Annotated in this window: 17 protein-coding genes; 4 read left to right on the forward strand and 13 right to left on the reverse strand. The window is 67.1% G+C overall.

The genetic code is table 11. The features are described from left to right. The 4 genes from WBB07_RS18600 to WBB07_RS18615 all read right to left on the reverse strand — a co-directional run. Positions 1-970, reverse strand: a 970-nt coding sequence (locus WBB07_RS18600; protein ID WP_526309866.1) for an AAA family ATPase, incomplete at its 3' end; no start/stop codon positions are given. Then, the gene (locus WBB07_RS18605) at positions 967-2109 is read right to left on the reverse strand and encodes a metallophosphoesterase family protein (RefSeq protein WP_526309881.1); all 1143 of its coding nucleotides are present in this window, start codon (positions 2107-2109) and stop codon (positions 967-969) included. The genes WBB07_RS18605 and WBB07_RS18600, both read right to left, overlap by 4 nt. Before the next feature lie 74 nt (positions 2110-2183). Further along, positions 2184-3548: a PepSY domain-containing protein gene (locus WBB07_RS18610; RefSeq protein WP_526309867.1), complete on the reverse strand. Its 1365-nt coding sequence runs from the start codon at positions 3546-3548 to the stop codon at positions 2184-2186. 74 nt (positions 3549-3622) lie between these two features. Continuing rightward, the gene (locus WBB07_RS18615; protein WP_526309868.1) at positions 3623-4150 is read right to left on the reverse strand and encodes a hypothetical protein; all 528 of its coding nucleotides are present in this window, start codon (positions 4148-4150) and stop codon (positions 3623-3625) included. A 47-nt stretch (positions 4151-4197) separates the two neighbouring features. On the opposite strand from WBB07_RS18615, the gene WBB07_RS18620 reads away from it, so the two are divergent. Beyond that, positions 4198-4719: a SixA phosphatase family protein gene (locus WBB07_RS18620; protein ID WP_526309869.1), complete on the forward strand. Its 522-nt coding sequence runs from the start codon at positions 4198-4200 to the stop codon at positions 4717-4719. A gap of 45 nt (positions 4720-4764) precedes the next feature. On the opposite strand, the gene WBB07_RS18625 is transcribed toward WBB07_RS18620, so the two are convergent. The 4 genes from WBB07_RS18625 to WBB07_RS18640 form a co-directional block, all read right to left on the reverse strand. Further along, positions 4765-5889, reverse strand: a complete 1125-nt coding sequence (locus WBB07_RS18625; RefSeq protein ID WP_526309870.1) for a baeRF11 domain-containing protein — start codon at positions 5887-5889, stop codon at positions 4765-4767. Between the two features lie 198 nt (positions 5890-6087). Next, positions 6088-7260, reverse strand: a complete 1173-nt coding sequence (locus WBB07_RS18630) for a thiolase family protein (protein WP_526309871.1) — start codon at positions 7258-7260, stop codon at positions 6088-6090. Further along, the gene (locus WBB07_RS18635; protein WP_526309872.1) at positions 7257-7913 is read right to left on the reverse strand and encodes a 3-oxoacid CoA-transferase subunit B; all 657 of its coding nucleotides are present in this window, start codon (positions 7911-7913) and stop codon (positions 7257-7259) included. The genes WBB07_RS18630 and WBB07_RS18635 overlap by 4 nt, the downstream gene beginning before the upstream one ends. Further along, positions 7910-8689, reverse strand: coding sequence for a CoA transferase subunit A (locus WBB07_RS18640; RefSeq protein ID WP_526309873.1), 780 nt, complete (start codon positions 8687-8689; stop codon positions 7910-7912). Before WBB07_RS18640 ends, WBB07_RS18635 begins: the two co-directional genes overlap by 4 nt. Positions 8690-8864: 175 nt before the next feature. Between WBB07_RS18640 and WBB07_RS18645 the strand changes: the two genes are divergently transcribed. Further along, positions 8865-9629, forward strand: a complete 765-nt coding sequence (locus WBB07_RS18645) for an IclR family transcriptional regulator (protein ID WP_526309874.1) — start codon at positions 8865-8867, stop codon at positions 9627-9629. 6 nt (positions 9630-9635) lie between these two features. Here WBB07_RS18645 and WBB07_RS18650 read toward each other — a convergent pair whose 3' ends face one another. Together WBB07_RS18650 and WBB07_RS18655 are read right to left on the reverse strand one after the other, a co-directional pair. Continuing rightward, positions 9636-10178: a DUF3558 family protein gene (locus WBB07_RS18650; RefSeq protein WP_526309882.1), complete on the reverse strand. Its 543-nt coding sequence runs from the start codon at positions 10176-10178 to the stop codon at positions 9636-9638. 2 nt (positions 10179-10180) lie between these two features. Continuing rightward, complete coding sequence (locus WBB07_RS18655; protein ID WP_526309875.1) at positions 10181-10750, reverse strand: DUF3558 family protein; 570 nt, start codon at positions 10748-10750, stop codon at positions 10181-10183. Positions 10751-10895: 145 nt separating this feature from the next. Between WBB07_RS18655 and WBB07_RS18660 the strand changes: the two genes are divergently transcribed. Next, positions 10896-12629 carry an ABC transporter ATP-binding protein gene (locus tag WBB07_RS18660; RefSeq protein ID WP_526309876.1) on the forward strand — a complete coding sequence of 578 codons (1734 nt, stop codon included), beginning with the start codon at positions 10896-10898 and terminating at the stop codon, positions 12627-12629. Beyond that, entirely contained in the window at positions 12626-14530 is a 1905-nt protein-coding gene (locus WBB07_RS18665) for an ABC transporter ATP-binding protein (protein WP_526309877.1), read from the forward strand. The genes WBB07_RS18660 and WBB07_RS18665 overlap by 4 nt, the downstream gene beginning before the upstream one ends. Before the next feature lie 7 nt (positions 14531-14537). Here WBB07_RS18665 and abmR read toward each other — a convergent pair whose 3' ends face one another. From abmR to WBB07_RS18680, 3 genes are all read right to left on the reverse strand, one after another. After that, on the reverse strand, positions 14538-15071 hold the full coding sequence (gene abmR, locus WBB07_RS18670) for an ATP-binding transcription factor AbmR (protein WP_526309878.1): 534 nt from the start codon (positions 15069-15071) through the stop codon (positions 14538-14540). 96 nt (positions 15072-15167) lie between these two features. After that, entirely contained in the window at positions 15168-16283 is a 1116-nt protein-coding gene (locus WBB07_RS18675; protein ID WP_526309879.1) for an adenylate/guanylate cyclase domain-containing protein, read from the reverse strand. Between the two features lie 3 nt (positions 16284-16286). Beyond that, complete coding sequence (locus WBB07_RS18680) at positions 16287-17558, reverse strand: GAF domain-containing protein (protein WP_526309880.1); 1272 nt, start codon at positions 17556-17558, stop codon at positions 16287-16289. Between the last annotated feature and the right edge of the window lie 78 nt (positions 17559-17636).

Raw genomic sequence — 17636 nt, forward strand, 5'->3', positions numbered from 1 at the left:
TCGCGGTACCGTCCGCTTCGGCGGCGACAGCCGCAGCGGCGGCCTCGGCGGCAGCGGTCACCGCGGCCGACCTGGCGTCCAGGTCGGCACGCAAGCGCAACCGTTCACGCTGTGCCGCGGCGGCTGCCGATTCGGTGGCTTTGGCAGCGTCGAGCTGCACCCCGGCGGTTCGCAGCTGGGTACGCAGCTCCACCATCCGGGCGTACGCGGCTTCCGCTGCGGCACATCGCTGCGCTGCCGGATCCACTAGTGTTGCCACTTCGGCGAGGTCGGCGGTGAGCTGGGCGTGTAGCCGGGTCTTCTCTTCGACTTCGGCAAGCGCTTCGGCGCAGCGGGCCACCGTCTCCTCGGCCGTCGCCAACGCCTTGGTGGCCGCCGCCCACTCCCCGGTAGGCCTGCCGGTCGCCGTGAAGTAACGGCTGTACTCTGCCTCGATCTTCTCGATGAGCACCGGCTCGACCCCGGACAGCCCGGCTCCGGCGGCATCACCGGCGGCGATGTCGAGGGCCCGCGACAGTGCGTCACTTCCGGAGACATTGATCGCTGCCGTCGGCGCCGACTGCAGCACCCGCTGCGCCTGCCACAGCCCGGTGTCGACGGTCTCGTCCAGGATCGCCCGAACTCGCTCATGGGCTTCATCCCCGGTGAGCTGCTCCCGCCGCGGCGCCAGCACCGTCAGCTCGGTCTCGCACTTCTTGTGGAACCGCTTGCGGTACACAAACCGATACGGTCCGGTGCTGATCTCGGCCGTCACCTCGGACCCGACATCGGCATGCGTCGGCTTGACCTGCTTGACGTCTTTCTTGGTGGACCGGTCCTTGGACTCCAGCAGCAGATCCAGCGCCTCGATCATCGATGACTTGCCGGCCTCGTTGACCCCGTGAACGACGGTGACGCCGTGATCGGGGAAGTCGATCTCCCGATGGGTGATACCGCGGTAATTGGTCAGGGCCAGCCGATGCAACCTCACGCCGCGCCCCCCATCGGGGCCGCCAACCGCAGCAGCAGCGCCAGAGCAGCCTGGGCGTCCTGCGCGGATTCGGAGTCGCCGCTGCGGGCCGTGGCCACCAGCTCGTCAACCGCCGAAGCGGCGAACCCACCGAACCCGAGATCGGTGAACTCGTTGTCAGCGGGAACCACCGCGACGTCAGTTTGCCTGTCCCACAACCCGACCCATGCAAACAACCGCGCATACTTGTCCAGGCAGGCGTCCAGCGCCGCGCGCTCGGTGACTGTGAGAGTGCCGGTCAACGCCAGCCGCACCACCGTACGGTCCTTGTCGGGAAGCAGATCCAGATTGAGATCCAGATCGGCGATATCGCGGCCGTCGTCCACCGGGCGGCGCAGGGTCAGGAACCGCCAGGTGCCGACCCGGCGCGCAGTCACCGTCACGTGGTCGTCGATGTCGACCACCAACACGTGCCCGGGGTGCGGTTCGATGTCGTCGTAGTTGGTGACTTCCGGCGAACCGGAATACCAAACCCGGCCCGTCCCGCCGACCTGCATACGGGAATGCTTGTCCCCCAAAGCAACATAGTGCACCGCCCCGGAGTCCAACGCCTGCTCCAGAGCCGCCAGCCGGATGGCGCCGTGCCGGTTCGGGTCCGGATCCAGGATGTCGACACCGCCGTGGGCGACGAGGATCCGGGTGGCGCCGCTGGGCGCCAGCCCCTCCAGCACCTCGGCCACCAGATCGGTGGTGGGCTTCTTGGAACGCCATGGGGCAGCGACGATCTCGACGCCGGGACGGACTTCGTGAACACCGGCGCGAGCCAGCACCGTGACATTGGCCGGGCATTCCTGGGTGAACAGCGCACTGGTGTAGACCGACGAGGCGTCCAGCGGATCGTGATTGCCCGGCAGCAGATACACCGGCAGCCCGATACCACGCATGGCCTCCAGCGACTGACTGATGACCCGGGGATCGAGATGATTGTCTTCGAACACATCACCGGCGACAACAACAAACTCCGCGCCGGTTTCGGCGACCAGGGCACCCAGCCCCGCAACCGCGTCGCGACGCGCTGCGGAATAGCGGGGCTGGGCCTCACCTTCCAGGAAGTGACGGGTCATGCCGAGTTGCCAATCAGCGGTGTGTACGAAGCGCACGTCGGCGGCCGTCCCTTCTGTCCTCGTGGTCTGTTTCATCAGGCACCGCGAGTGTAGGACCGACCGCCGACAGATCAGCTCAGGCGCTGCGCGCGTCTCGCTTTCACTGTTCCCACCACCACGTCGACCAGCACGAACCCGAGGAGTGACACCCCCAGGACCGGCAGGAACCAGGCGGTGGCCACCGCAGCGGCGATCAGCGACACCGCCACCGCCGGAGACAGCCGCCGCAGCCCTCCTCGCAACGGAGGCCGTCCGACCGCCCACGCCGACCCGCGGGTCGGGCGACGCTGCCACCACATCCGGTAGCCCAGCACGATCAGCGTCACGATGCTGATCGCGACCACCAACAACAACAGTTGGTTGAGCAGTCCGAAGAGCAGACCCATGTGCATCCGGATGCCCCAGTCGGCGAGCATCGCCACCGTCGAGTAGTCCCGCCAGTAGTCGATGGTGCTGGTCACCCGATCGGTGGCGGGGTCGACGGCGGCGACGTTGGTGGTCAACCGCCACGGCTTTTCGAGCTCACCGACCGCAACACCGTGACCGGGTTCGGCGGGCAGCGTCACCTCGACCGGAGCGTGAACGCCCGCAGCGTCGGCGGCGCGCACCACCGCACCGAAATCGACGGTCGCCGGATCCAGCACGGACATCGTGTGGCCGCCGTGACCGGCATGCTCACCACCGGAAGCGGTGTTCAGCGCGGGCCGTTGCCAGCTCATCGCCGATCGCAGATCGCTGACATGCGCACCGGCATACGTCGACCAGGTGATCCCGGTCGCCGACAGAAACAACATCGCGGCCAGCACCCACACCCCGAGCGCACCGTGACGGTTGAGTGTCGTGGCCCGCCCGCTGCGCCGCTTTCCGTCGCGGCGCCGGTTGACGGCCGGCCGGATCACCCACAGGTACAGCCCGGCCAACCCGATCACCCACAGCCACGACGCGGCGAGTTCGCTGTAGACGCGCCCGGGTTCACCGAGGTTGAGATGACGGTGCAGACCGTCGAGCCAGGTGCTCAGCGGCAGGTACCCGAACCAGGTGGCCTCGTCACCGAGCACCCGCGCGGTGTGCGGGTCGACGAACACGGCCCGCAACATGTTGTCGCCCAGTGTCGGATCGGTGAAGTACACCCGGGTGGATTCCGTCGGGGTGGGCGCGGGCCGCATCCCGGACATGTCCAGCTGCGGAAATGCCGATCGGGCGGCAGCAGCCTGATCCGACAGCGGCAGTGGGTCGCCGGCCGGGTCGACGGTCAGGATGTCGCGGTAGACAAATTGTTCGATGCTGGGCGCCAGCGCGTACAGGGCGCCGGTGATCGCAGCGACCAGGATGAACGGCGCCACCAGCACTCCGGCGTAGAAGTGCAGCCGCATCAGCAACGGCCGGGCGGTGTTGGTGGCAGTAGGTGGGTCGACAGTGTGTTCGGTTGAAGCCACGATGAGAGTCCTTCGGGTAGGCAAGAGGACACCCAGTCCGCGCTGCGGACGCTGGGTGTGAAGGCAGAGAAGCGCTACGCGAAGGAGAGCGGCGGCCCGCGGGTACCCGCCGTACAGCCGAGTTGGGTACGGGGACGGCCGGTGTGTTCGACGGCGACGCGGCGGCATACCTGATCAGCCGGGGCCGCCGCGGTCAGCGCCCGAACCAGCCGCCACACGTAACCGGCCAGCGCCGACCACAGCCGCTCGGCGGCACTGATCAGCGCCGCGCACAGCACCGCCGCCACGAGGTGGGCCGTCAGCATGCCCGGCGACGGGGACAACGCATGGCCGTGGGCCGACAGGAAGGACAATATGACGTGGCCGAGGGCCTGACCGGCGATCAGGAACGCCGCGATGGCGCCCAGTCCCTGCCCCAGCCGGCCACCGGCAACAACGCCGACGACGGCACAACCCAGGACCATCAGCGCCAGGCCGGCACCACCGGGCACCATCCCCCCGGCGATCCCGTGCGCCCCGGCGGCCAAGGCTGCCGAGCAGCTGCCGACCAGCCCGCCGCGCCACCATGCGGCGCTGCTCTCGGGTCGCGCTGCCGGAGTCACGCGCCGGATTCTACGGTGGCACCGGGGTGGCACATAGGGTGGAACCCATGAGCGACGACCGCCGGACGTTGATCCTGTTACGTCACGCCAAGTCCGCCTACCCCGACGGGGTGGGCGATCACGACCGGCCCCTGGCACCGCGCGGAGAACGGGAAGCCGGCCTGGCCGGCGACTGGCTGCGCAGCGGCATCGTCACACCACCGGTGCAAGCGGTGCTGTGCTCCACTGCCACCCGCACCCGGCAGACGCTGGAGCGCGCCGGTGTCGATGCACCGGTGCGCTTTGTCGAACGGCTCTACGGCGCGCTGCCGGGCGTGGTGATCGACGAGGTGAACAAGGCCGCCGAGGAGTTCGGTGACGTGCGGACGTTGCTGCTGATCGGCCACGAACCGACGATGTCCTCGGTGGCGCTGGGACTCGCGGGGGCACCGGCGTCCAACCGGACGGCCGCCGAACAGATTTCGCTGAAGTACCCGACGTCAGCGATGGCGGTGCTGCGTTTTGATGCCGGCTGGGAAGATGTCGAACTCGGCTCCGGCACGCTGGAGACATTCCACGTACCGCGCTAGCCGACCAATCCGGCGGCGCCGCAGGCGATCACCCCTGCGGCTGGATCAGGTCAGGGCGAACCGCAGCCCCGCCACCGCAGTGCCGTTCCAGATTTCGGCGCTGATTTCGTCCGAGCGAACCGCTATGACGTCACCGCCCTTGTCGAGTACCGCGATTGCCAGGCGAGACAGCAGGTCGTAGCCGTCCTCGTCAAAGGTGACCTGACCGGTGTTGTCGTCGAGCAGGCCCTTGGTGCTGCCGGTGAAGTTGTACACCAGGGTGGAAACCGCCCCGGAGATCGCAGCCCGGCCGATATCGACCACATCGGTGGCAACCAGGCCACTGGCGACGCCATCACCGATCTTCTCGACCAGAGCATTGTTGCGGGCGGCGTTGACGCCGGACAACAAACCCCGAATGGCGTGGTCGATCTCGTCGGGGCGCAACTCATCCGGCGCACCGGGCACGGCGATGACGTCGAATCTGTGGTCCAGACTGCGGAACAGGCTGAGCATCGGTTCGGTGGCGAACAGGAACAGCGGCCTGCTGCTGGTGGGGTCCAGGTGACCCAGCTCGGAATCGACGGCCTGGGCGACCCGTTTGGCGTAGGTCTCGAGAAGCAACTTCTTGCCCTCGTCACCGACAAGTCGGCGAACGTGATCACGGTCGCGCACGGTCGCCCGATTGGTCGCGTCGGCTACATCGGCCGGGTAGTCGCCGACCAGCGTCAGCTCTTCGGCACGTGCGTCGGCTGTGGCCCGCCACAGGTTCCAGCCACCGGCCGACAGGGTCAGGGCAAACGCCTCCTGGGGCGTTGTCACCGCACGCACCAGCGGCCCGAGGTCGAAGTAGGCCCCCACCTGGTCGTGGTTGGCCAACGCGTTGGGCAGGACGTACACCTTGTGGAGATCCTCGGCGATGAAGATCGCCAGCGAACTCGAGAGCTGCACCCACACATCAGATTCCGCGATCTCGGCCCACCGTGCCCGCAGGCTCTGTTCGGCGGCATGGGAGACGCCGCGCTCCCGCACGGTGCGCATCGCCCGGTCGATTGCACTCTTGGCCGTGAGCACCGCGTTCTCACGTTGGTCCGGACCCGGCACGGTCTCGACGTACACCGTGATCGCCAGTTCGTGGGGCCCGCCGAGCTGTCGTAGATCGGCGATCTCAGGTAGCAGAAAACGCGTCATCGCTGCACTCCTCAGTGTTGGGGGCTTCCCTCCACACTAGGCGCGCCGACGTGGCCCACCCCGGCCGCCGAAGCACGATGCCGATTTTGTACTCCGAAACATTCTCTCTATCAGCGTGTTTCACGCTGGGCGAACAGAGTTCGGCAGCAGTATTTCAGCAACTACGTTTCAGCGGCGACCGGGGCGGGCACTCATGCACTACGAACGCACGTGAAGCAGCAGCGCCGAACCCTGCCCGCCACCGCCACACAACGCGGCCGCACCGCTGCCACCGCCACGGCGTTTGAGTTCCAGCGCCAGATGCAGGGCCACCCGAGTGCCGGACATACCGAGGGGGTGGCCGATGGCAATGGCGCCGCCGTTGACGTTGACGATCTCCGGATCCACACCGAGGGCCTTCGTCGAGGAGATACCAACGGCAGCAAAGGCTTCGTTGATCTCGATGAGTTGCAACGCTTTCGGGTCGATACCCTCCTGCGCACAGGCGGCGGCGATGGCATTGGCGGGCTGCAGTTGCAACGTCGAGTCCGGCCCGGCAACCGTGCCGAACGCACCGATCTCGGCGATCCAGTCCAGCCCCAGCTCCTCGGCCTTGCGCTTGCTCATCACCACCACGGCAGCGGCGCCGTCGTTGATGGTCGAGGCGTTGCCCGCGGTGATCGTGCCGTCGGGGCGAAACGCCGGCCGTAGCCGGCCGAGGGATTCGGCGGTGGTATCCGCGCGGATGCCTTCGTCGGCCCCGAAGTGCACCGGCTCGCCCCGGCGCTGCGGGATCGACACCGGCACCACTTCGTTGTCGAACAACCCGTCCTTCCAGGCGGCTGCGGCGCGCTGGTGGGACCGCGCCGCGAACTCGTCCTGCTCGGCACGGGCCAGGTCGTTGGCACCCTCGGTGAGTGCCCCCATCGCCTCGTCGGTGAAAACGTCCCGCAGGCCGTCATACGCGAGGTGATCGGTGATCGTGACGTCGCCGTACTTGTACCCGCCACGGGATTTCGGCAGCAGATGCGGCGCCTGGGTCATCGACTCCTGCCCGCCCGCGACCACCACATCGAAGACGCCGGCGCGAATCATCTGATCGGCCAATGCGATCGAGTCGATACCGGACAGGCACACCTTGTTGACGGTCAGCGCGGGCACCGTCATGGGAATGCCGCCGGCCACCGCCGCCTGCCGGGCCGGTATCTGGCCCGCTCCGGCGGTCAGGACCTGACCCATGATCACGTACTGCACCTGCTCACCGCTGACACCGGCTTTGGCCAGGGCACCTTCGATGGCCACCCCGCCGAGCTGTGCCCCGGAAAATCCGGACAGTGACCCCATCAACCGGCCGATCGGGGTGCGCGCACCACCGACGATCACCGAGGTCACGACAGCACCCAGGTCAGCGGCACATCGGTGGCCGCCGCGACATCGGCGTAGGAGACCCCGGGCGCGAGTTCCTGCAGCGCCAGGGTGCCGTCGCCGACCACATCGATGACCGCCAGGTTGGTGATGATGCGGTCGACGACGCGGGCACCGGTCAGCGGCAGCGAGCAGGTGTCGACGATCTTCGACTGACCGGATCGATCGGAATGCTCCATCAGCACGATCACGCGGTCGGCGCCGTGCACCAGGTCCATGGCACCGCCCATGCCCTTCACCATCTTGCCGGGGATCATCCAGTTCGCCAGATCGCCCCACCGCGAGACCTGCATCGCGCCGAGCACCGCGGTGTTGATGTGGCCGCCCCGGATCATGCCGAAAGAGGTGGCCGAGTCGAAGAACGCCGCACCGGGATTGACCGTCACGGTTTCCTTGCCGGCGTTGATCAGGTCGGCGTCCACCGCATCGTCGGTCGGGTAACCGCCGGTGCCGAGGATGCCGTTCTCGGAGTGCAGGGTGACGTGCACATCCGGGCTGAGATGATCCGGGATCAGCGTGGGCAGACCGATCCCGAGGTTGACGTACTCGCCGTCGACCATCTCCTTGGCGGCTCGGGCCGCCATCTCGTTGCGGGTCCAACCCGTCACTGTGGCGGTCATGCCCGGGCTCCTTCCGTGGCTGTCTCGGAGGCGCGAACGGTGCGCTTCTCGATGCGTTTGTCCTGTGGTCCGGTGTGCACGATGCGCTGCACAAAAACTCCGGGTAGATGCACTGCGCCCGGGTCGATCTCGCCGGCCTCGACGAGGGTCTCCACCTGAGCGATGGTGATCTTGCCCGCCATCGCCGCCAGCGGGTTGAAGTTCATCGCCGACTTCTCGAACACCAGATTGCCTGCGGTATCACCGATACGGGCGTGCACAAGCGCAAACTCGGCGTTGATGGCCTCCTCCAGCACGTAGGTGCGACCACCGAATTCCCGGGTTTCCTTCGGCGGCGACGCGACGGCCACCGAACCGTCCGGCGCGTACTTCCACGGAATGCCGCCTTCGGCCACCGGGGTCGCCACTCCGGCCGGGGTGTAGAACGCGGGGATACCGGCGCCGCCGGCCCGCATCCGTTCGGCGAGGGTGCCCTGGGGGGTCAGTTCGACCTCGAGTTCACCGGACAGATACTGGCGGGCGAATTCCTTGTTCTCACCGACATAGGAGGCGGTGACCCGGCGGATCCGGCCCTGCGACAGCAGGATTCCGAGCCCGTGGTCGTCGACCCCGCAGTTGTTCGAGAACACCTCGAGATCGGTGGCGCCGCTGTCGGCAACCGCCTGGATCAGCACATCGGGAATGCCGCACAAACCGAACCCGCCGACGGCAACATGGGCGCCGTTGCCGATATCGGCAACGGCCGCCGCCGCCGAGTCATAGACCTTGGAAGTCATGGATGCCAGTCTCCGTTCCTTGATCAACATGGATCTGCCATGTCGTGGCTCTGCCCTGGATTCTGGAACAGACCGAGCCGGTACAAAACCCTTGGCGGTCAATCCGCCGGAAGCTGATCGCTCGGTGATCAGTGAACGCTGTTGTGTTCATCCAGCGAACACCTAGTCTGAGGGGGTGGATGCCGCGGGAAGCCTCACCGGAGTGGTTGCCCGGGTCGGCGCGCTACTGCGGGCAGTCGGAGCGCACGAACCGTCCGGCGCCTCCACCACGGACGTCGCCAAGGCTGCCGGTCTCGCGCGCCCGACCGCGCACCGCCTGCTGACCACCATGGCCGATGAAGGTCTGGTGGACCGCGACCACAAGACCGGCCGGTGGTCACTGGGTCCGGAGCTCTATCTCCTGGGCGCCAGCGCGGCCAACCGCTACGACATCGTCAGCCAGGCCCGCGACATCGTCGACACTCTGGCCCGCGAATCCGGGGAGAGTACGTTCCTGACGGCACGGCGCGGTGACGAGACAGTCTGCGTGTACGCCCAAGAAGGCAGCTTCCCGCTGCGCTCGCACGTGCTGCACGTGGGGATCCGCTTCCCGCTCGGTGTCGCCTCCGCCGGCCTGGTGATCCTGAGCCACCTGCCCGACCGTGACATCGACGCCTACTTCGCCCGCGCCAACCCCGAAGACCAGTGGGGCGCAGCACACTCCGAAACCGCGATCCGCCGCAGCATCGCGGCGACCCGGCGCACCGGGTACGCCGTCAACCCCGCATTGCTGGTCGAAGGCAGCTGGGGCGTCGGTGCGGCGGTGTTCGATCGCAACGGCCAGCCGGCCTGGGCGCTGAGCCTGACCGGGGTCGAGACCCGGTTCAAGCCCGAGCGCCGCCGCGAACTGGGAGCGTTGCTGTTGGAGCAGGCTCACCAGCTGTCGCGGCGGTTGCGATAGGTGGCCTTACGAGTTCGTGGCCAGCGTCAGCTCGGCAAGCTTGATCGCCTGAGCACAGGCATCGATACCGGGAGCCTGCGGGTTGATCCACCACCCCACCACGCCGGCGGCATCGCTGGCCACGCCACACGAACCGTTGGCGTCACCGGTGCGCATCACGATCGACTGGATACCGGCGATCCGGCGATCCTCGATCTGGTAGTTCAGCGCCTCGGCGACCCGGCGTTCATTGTCCAGGCTGCCCTGCTCGAACCAGAACCGGGTGATGTCGATCAGCCCCGCCGGATTGGCCGCCTGCCACCGGCACACCGCTCCGATGAAGGTGCTCTGGATGTCCAGCGGGTCAGCGCCGACGGTTTCGGCCAGGATGTCAGAGGTCAGCACGTCGCACTCTTTGAGGAGATTGGGGTACTGCTCCTGGGAATCGTTGTTGCGCGGCACATCACCCGCGCCGGCACGCAACGCGGTGCCGTCGACCGAGCGGGCGCAACCCGACACCAGGGTGACGGTGGCGGCAACGACGGAGGCCGCGACGAGGAAACGTTTCACGGTCATTTCGCATTCACGATCGATTGCCGGGTCAATTCTTTTGCCACATCGCACGGATTGGGATAGTTCTCCCTGGCGAAACTGACCGACCATTCGATGAAGTCGCCGTCGAACTGAATGCCGATCTCGCAGAGGTTGTTACCGAGGATCGGATCGGTGCCGATCGCCACGAAACCGTCATGCCCCTCGACGGTGATGTCATCGACACTGGTGCGGGACAGTTCCTGGGTCTTGCGCTCCCGACCAATCGGGCTGCCGCGGAACCAGGTGAACGAGAAATGCGGGCCGACGATCCCGCCGTCGAGCAGCCACTGGCACCCCACCGAGTTGGTGGCGGTGTTCACCAAACCATTCACCCGGGTGAGCTGCTGGATCGTCTCATCGCTGATGCCACCGCATTGCGGAAAGATCGGGCCGTGCGCCGCCTCCGCCGACTGTGGCGAAGGGGACGTACCGGCCTGCGGTTCGGTGGAGGTGTCCCCGCCGTCGGAGGAACAACCCGCCAGCACCGGAAGTACCGCAGCCGCCGTCACCCCCGTCTTGAAGGCGAGCGACCTGAACTTGCCCTTCACTGGTATGCGCACCTCATTCTGTAGCTTGTCCCGGCTCGCCTGCACCTCAGTCATGCACTGTAGCGGCCACACCTGAGGCAAACCACCGACACGCCAGTTGACCTGCCTCTTTGCTGCGGACCGATGGCAGTGCGACAGTTACGAGATGCTCCAGGCGCTGTTACGGCAGTACGTGCAGCCGTATCGGCGACTGGTCGCCGCGGTGATGGTGCTACAGGTCGTGAGCACCCTGGCATCGCTGTATCTGCCGACCGTCAACGCCGCCATCATCGACGACGGCATCACCACCGGCGATACCGCCACCATCGTCGAACTCGGTCTGGTGATGCTGGCGGTGACCGCACTGCAGGTGGTCTGCGCCGTGGGCGCAGTGTATTTCGGGTCGCGCGCCGGGATGGGGTTCGGCCGTGACCTGCGGTCGGCGATGTTCCATCACGTCACGTCGTTCTCCGAGCACGAGACCGCACGCTTCGGTGCGGCGTCACTGCTGACCCGGACCACCAACGACGTCCAGCAGATCCAGGTGCTGGTCCAGATGACGTTCACCGTGCTGGTGACGGCACCCATCATGTGTGTCGGCGGTATCGCCATGGCGATCCGCCAGGACGCCGGGCTGTCATGGCTGCTGCTGATCAGCGTGCCGGTGCTCGGGGTGGCCAACTACTGGATCGTCTCGCACCTGCTACCGATCTTCCGCAGGATGCAACAGCTGATCGACGGCATCAACCGGGTGATGCGTGACCAGCTCGCCGGGATCCGGGTGATCCGCGCCTTCGCCCGGGAACCGTTCGAGCAACAGCGATTTGCCGCCGCCAACCAGGCATTGTCGGACACCGCGCTGGACGCCGGCCGCTGGCAGGCCCTGATGCTGCCCGTCACCACCTTGACCATCAACTTGTCCAGTGTTGCGCTGATCTGGTTCGGCGGGATGCGCATCGATGCCGGTCAGATGCAGATCGGCTCGTTGATCGCGTTCTTGTCCTACTTCATGCAGATCCTGATGGCAGTCATGATGGCCACCATTTTCCTGGCGATCCTGCCGCGGGCCTCGGTATGCGCGGAACGCATCACCGAGGTGCTGGCCACCGAACCGGCCATCACCAGCCCTTCCGATCCGCGACCGGCCGACCCCACCGGCGTCGTGCAACTCACCGACGTCACCTTCGGCTACCCGGGCGCCGATCAGCCGGTACTGCAGGCGGTGTCGTTCGCTGCCTGTCCCGGCACCACCACCGCCGTGGTCGGCGGCACCGGATCGGGTAAGTCGACCCTGCTGGCGCTGATCTCACGGATGTACGACGTGAGCTCCGGGGCGGTATCGGTGGACGGCGTCGATGTGCGGGACCGCAACCCCGAGGACCTGTGGTCGACGATCGGCGTTGTCCCGCAGCGCGGGTACCTGTTCTCCGGGACGGTGGCCGACAACCTGCGCTACGGCCGGGCTGACGCCACCGACGACCAGATGTGGGACGCGCTACGAGTGGCCTGCGCCGACGAGTTCGTCGGCAAGCACCCGGACGGCCTCGAGATGCGGGTGGCCCAAGGCGGTGTCAACTTCTCCGGGGGCCAGCGCCAGCGGCTGGCGATCGCCCGCGCCGTCATCCGTCGCCCCTGCCTGTACCTGTTCGACGACGCCCTGTCCGCCCTGGATGTGAGCACCGACGCCGAGGTGCGCACCCGCCTGCACCGCGTTGCCGCCCAGGCGACCGTCATCGTGGTGGCGCAACGGATCTCGACCATCGCCACCGCCGATCAGATCATCGTCCTGGACAACGGACAGGTGGTGGGTATCGGCACGCACCAGTCGTTGCTGACCGATTGCCGCATCTATCAGGAATTCGCGGAGTCACAGCTGCCACGGGTGGGAGGGCAGACATGAGCGGACCGATGCGCGGCGCGCTGCGGATGCAACAGGTACCGGCCGACCGATCCCGGGATTTCTCCGGTTCGGCACTGCGCCTGGTGAAACGGCTGACTCCGCAGCGTTGGCTGACCGCGACCGTGATCCTGCTGTCCATCGCCGGGATCGGTATCGGGGTGATCGGTCCGCGCATCCTCGGCCATGCCACCGATCTGCTGTTCGACGGGGTGATCGGCCAACGACTGCCGGCCGGGATCACCAAGGAACAAGCCATCGCCGCCGCCCGGGACCGCGGCGACAACACCTTCGCCGATCTGCTGTCCGGGATGAACGTGACACCGGGCCACGGTGTCGATTTTGCCGCCGTCGGCCGCACCCTGCTGCTGGCCTTGTCCCTGTACCTCATTGCCGCCCTGCTGATCTGGATCCAGGCCCGGCTGCTCAACGTCGTCGTGCAGCGGACCATGGTGGGGCTGCGGGCCGATGTCGAGGCCAAGGTGCACCGGCTGCCGTTGTCGCACTTCGACACCCGGCAGCGCGGTGAACTGCTGAGCCGGGTCACCAATGACGTCGACAACATCGCGACCTCGGTGTCGATGACCATCAACCAGCTGTTGTCCTCGGCGCTGACGATCCTGGCAGTGCTGGTGATGATGCTGACCATCTCACCGCTATTGACCCTGCTGACCGTGATCACGGTGCCGTTGACGCTGTGGGCCATCCGGTCGATCACCCAACGGTCCCAGAAACTGTTTGTCGCGCAGTGGAAGAACACCGGCCGGCTCAACGCCCACATCGAAGAGACCTACAGCGGGTTCACCGTCGTCAAGACCTACGGACACCGGGCCGGCGCGCAGGAACGTTTCCGCGAGTACAACAACGACGTGTTCCACGCCAGCTTCGGCGCCCAGTTCTTCTCGGGCCTCGTCGGCCCGGTGACCATGTTCATCGGCAATCTCAGTTATGTCGCGGTTGCGGTGATCGGTGGCCTGCAGGTGGCGACCGGGCAGATCACGCTGGGCAGCATGCAGGCCTTCATCCAGTACGTCCGGCAGTTCAACCAGCCGCTGGGGCAGCTGGCCTCGATGTTCAACACCATGCAGTCCGGAATCGCGAGCGCCGAGCGGGTTTTCGATTTCCTGGACGAACCGCAGGAATCCCCCGACGGTCTTGCCGTCCTACCCACCGGCACCGCGCCCCGGGTGGAGTTCGACCACGTGACGTTCGGCTACCAGCCCGACACCCCCGTCGTCGAGGACGTTTCCCTGGTTGCCGCGCCCGGGCACACGGTGGCGATCGTCGGCCCCACCGGGGCCGGCAAAACCACCCTGGTCAACCTGCTGATGCGGTTCTACGACGTGGATTCCGGGCGCATCATGATCGACGGTGTCGACACCGCAACCGTCAGCCGCGAGTCGTTGCGATCCCGGATCGGCATGGTGTTACAGGACACCTGGCTGTTCGGCGGCACCATCTTCGACAACATCGCCTATGGACGACCCGACGCCGACCCGGACGAAGTCCGGGCAGCGGCACGCGCCGCCTACGTCGACCGGTTTGTGCACACACTGCCCGACGGTTACGACACCGTGGTCAATGACGACGGCGGCAAGATCAGCGCCGGTGAGAAACAGTTGATCACCATCGCCCGCGCCTTCTTGGCGCAACCCGCGATCCTGGTGCTCGACGAGGCGACCAGCTCGGTCGATACCCGCACCGAGCTCCTGGTGCAGCAGGCGATGGGCGAACTGCGCCGAGACCGAACGAGTTTCATCATCGCCCACCGGTTGTCGACCATCCGCGATGCCGATCTCATCGTGGTGATGGACAACGGCGCGATCGTCGAACAGGGCACCCACGCCGAGCTCGTCGCCGCGCGGGGAACCTATTTCGGATTCTTGCGCCCCGAATCCGACTAGCTGGGGGTCAGAGCTGGGGACCCTCATTGCGCAGTTCTTCGACTTCGGTCATGGCATTGCGCAACTTCGCCAACCACTCATCGGCATGTTCACCCACCAGCTTGACCGACCAGGCCAGCGCATCGGAGCGCGAGCGGGCCACGCCGGCGTCCACCAGAGTGTCGAGGACCTGGCGTTCCGGCTGTTTGAGCCGGGTCATCACCGGCACCGCGATGTGGGTGAACAGAATCCGCTCGACCGTGCCGTCGGATTCGACGTCCACGCCCCAGGAAACCTTGCGGCGGTAGCGATCCTGGGCTTCGTCGGCGATCCGCATCCGTTCGGAACGGGTCTGTTCACGGAACCGGGCGGCCCGGCCCGAGGCCCGTGCGCTGCTTTCTCCTTCGGCGGCCGGGAGCCGGCCGATGACGGTGATTTCTTCGCGGTCCACGGCGACCGTCGGGTCGCCGTCGAACCATTCGCTGGGGAGGCGCCCGCCGAACCAGTCGGCGGCGTCGGTGGCATCCGGCTGCGGCCGGTCCGATCCATGATTGCGTTTCATGATTACATCATTACACCGTTGCATCGCTGGTAGGCGTGCGTTCACCGCCGGCGAAATGGGACGCCTCCGCATTCGTCTCAATTCAGTGAGGGCCGCTCAGCACTCCACCACGTTGCCGGCCGGATCCGGCTCGGCCAGTCGCGCCCGGAACATCTTGGTTTCGCCGCTGACCCCTTTGAGGTGTTTGGCACCGGCAAACGACCACCGGAAACCGGCAGCCTCACCGATCGCCTCCCGCGCAGATTCGGCAACCAGCACCGCGCCCGGGCGGGCTGCCCCGGTGACGCGGCTGGCCAGGTTCACCGGGCTGCCGAACCAGTCACCTGCCCGGCTCACCGCTTCGCCGAACGCCAATCCCACCCGCAGCCGCGGAAAGTTCTCGTCGGCCTGTGCCGCCTCGGCCAGCTCCAACATCGCCTCGAGCAGCGGTACCGGATCCGGGCAGACCAGCATCACCGCGTCGCCGATGGTCTTGACCAGGCGCACCGGTGGCACCGCAACATCGCGGGCCATCCCGGCGAGTCGATTGGCCAGCCGTTCGAGCTGCTCGGGTTCGACGGCCTCCCCCAGCCGGGTGAAGCCCACGAGATCGGCAAACGCCACCGCGATATCGCGGGCACCGGGCAACGGCGCACCCGCCGCACGTTCACTGGCACTGACGGCTTCGGTCTCCATCGCATGCCGCAGCTGCAGCAACAACATGTCGTGCACCAACTCCCCCAGCAGCGGCTCGACCTGTTCGACCAAACCCTCGAGCCGTTGGGCGATCTCCAACTCGGTGGCGCCGGGCTTCAGCACCGCCGCCAATCCGGTGTAGCGCATCACCTCGGCCGCGGTGACCAACCCGTCAGCCAGAGTCCTCGACACCTGCACCAGATTGTCCGGGTCCAGGCCGAGGTCCAGAAACTTCTTCATCACCGAGACAAGGTGGCTGTCGGCCCGTAAATACACCGCGGCGTCCGGGTTCTCCACCCGCGCCAGGCCGGCCGCACTCTGGACCCGCTGCACCAGCTCGAGATCCACCCCGGTGCTCTCACTGATCTCCCGGGCCGAGACGTAGGTGCCGTCGTCGCCGAGAATCCGCCGGGACGCCAACAACATCGGGGAGAACGACGCCCGGATCTGCTCGTCACCTATCCCCCGCTCACGCAGCCAGGCAACCAGCTCACCACGTTCATCACCGGTGGAACCGTCCGGGGGTTCATCAGCCACGCCTCAAGGTACAACGCGGGCGGTGCGCACGGCCGGGGCCGTCGACGGTGCCAGCAGTTCGGCCATGTCCTCGGGATAGCGCACCTCGACGGTGGCCGACTCGGCGAAGCGGTACGGCCGGCCGACCACGATACCGGTGAATTGCTTTCGCAACCGCGACATCTCGGCTCGGACCGTGACCACCCGGGACGGATCTCCATACAGGTCGGCGGCCAGCTCCGGGGCCGAGCGGCCGTCGGGATTTCTTGCCAGGATCAGCAGGATCTCGGCGTGCCGCAACGAGATGTCGTGGCGCCAGCTGCCGAACTGCCCGACCATCTCGAGCACCGGGGTACCCGTCGAACGCAAATCCAGTGTCACCCGCACCGCGGTGGGCACCACGTCGTCGTCGGCCACCCGCACCAGCCAGCCACCGGGCAACATCTCGATATCGCACATCCCCAGCGGCGGCACCCAGGCGCGGCCCGGAGCCACCTCGAGCGGCAACAGGATGCGGTTGTGCAGCGGAAGCGAGTCCACCGCTGCCACCCAACCGTCGGTGTCGACAGCCAGCGCGGGGGCTCCGATACGCGCCAAGATCGGGGCCGCCACCGTCCGCAGCCGGTTCAACGTGCGGTCGTGCTGCTCACGCAGGTGCGCCTCCGCGAGCCGGGCCACCACATCCACCAGCGCGACCGTCGTCGGATGCACGGTGGCAGCCGGTCCGGACACATCGACCACCCCGATCACCTGCCCGGTCCGCGGGTCCCGGATCGGGGCGCCCGCGCAGGTCCACGGATGGTGGCTGCGCAGGTAATGCTCGGCACAGAACACCTGCACGGCCCGATGGGAGGCCAGGGCGGTGCCGATCGCGTTGGTGCCCACCGCATCCTCACCCCAGTGGGCACCCTCGACGAAGCCGAGCCGGTCGGCGTTCGCCAGCACCTGTGGCGAACCGGACCGCCACAACACCCGGCCACGGGAATCAGCGACGACCAGGATGTTGTGACCTTCGGCTACAAGGGATTCCAAGCCCCGGGACACCTCGTCGAGAACAGCCATCAGCCCCGAGGAGCGCCGCAACTCGTCGATGGCACCGGCCTCCACCACCGGTGGGCCGTGCCGGTCGGGGTTGATGCCCTTGGCCCTCAGACGTTGCCAGGAATCCCCGATGACCGAGCGGGGCCGGGCCGGAGCCCGGGTCCCCGCCATCGTGGCGTCGTAGACAGCCGACATCAACCGCGCATAACTGCGCGGGTCTTCGCCGACGGCAACAGCAGGTTCAGGCACTTGCATCGAGCATGATTGTGCTCCCCGTCACAGCCGCGCGCCAACGGCCCAGGTCAAGGTGACGCCCAAACTCACGTTCGGGCG

Origin of the sequence: Mycobacterium sp. (assembly GCF_049647605.1) — a bacterium.
GTDB lineage: Bacteria > Actinomycetota > Actinomycetes > Mycobacteriales > Mycobacteriaceae > Mycobacterium.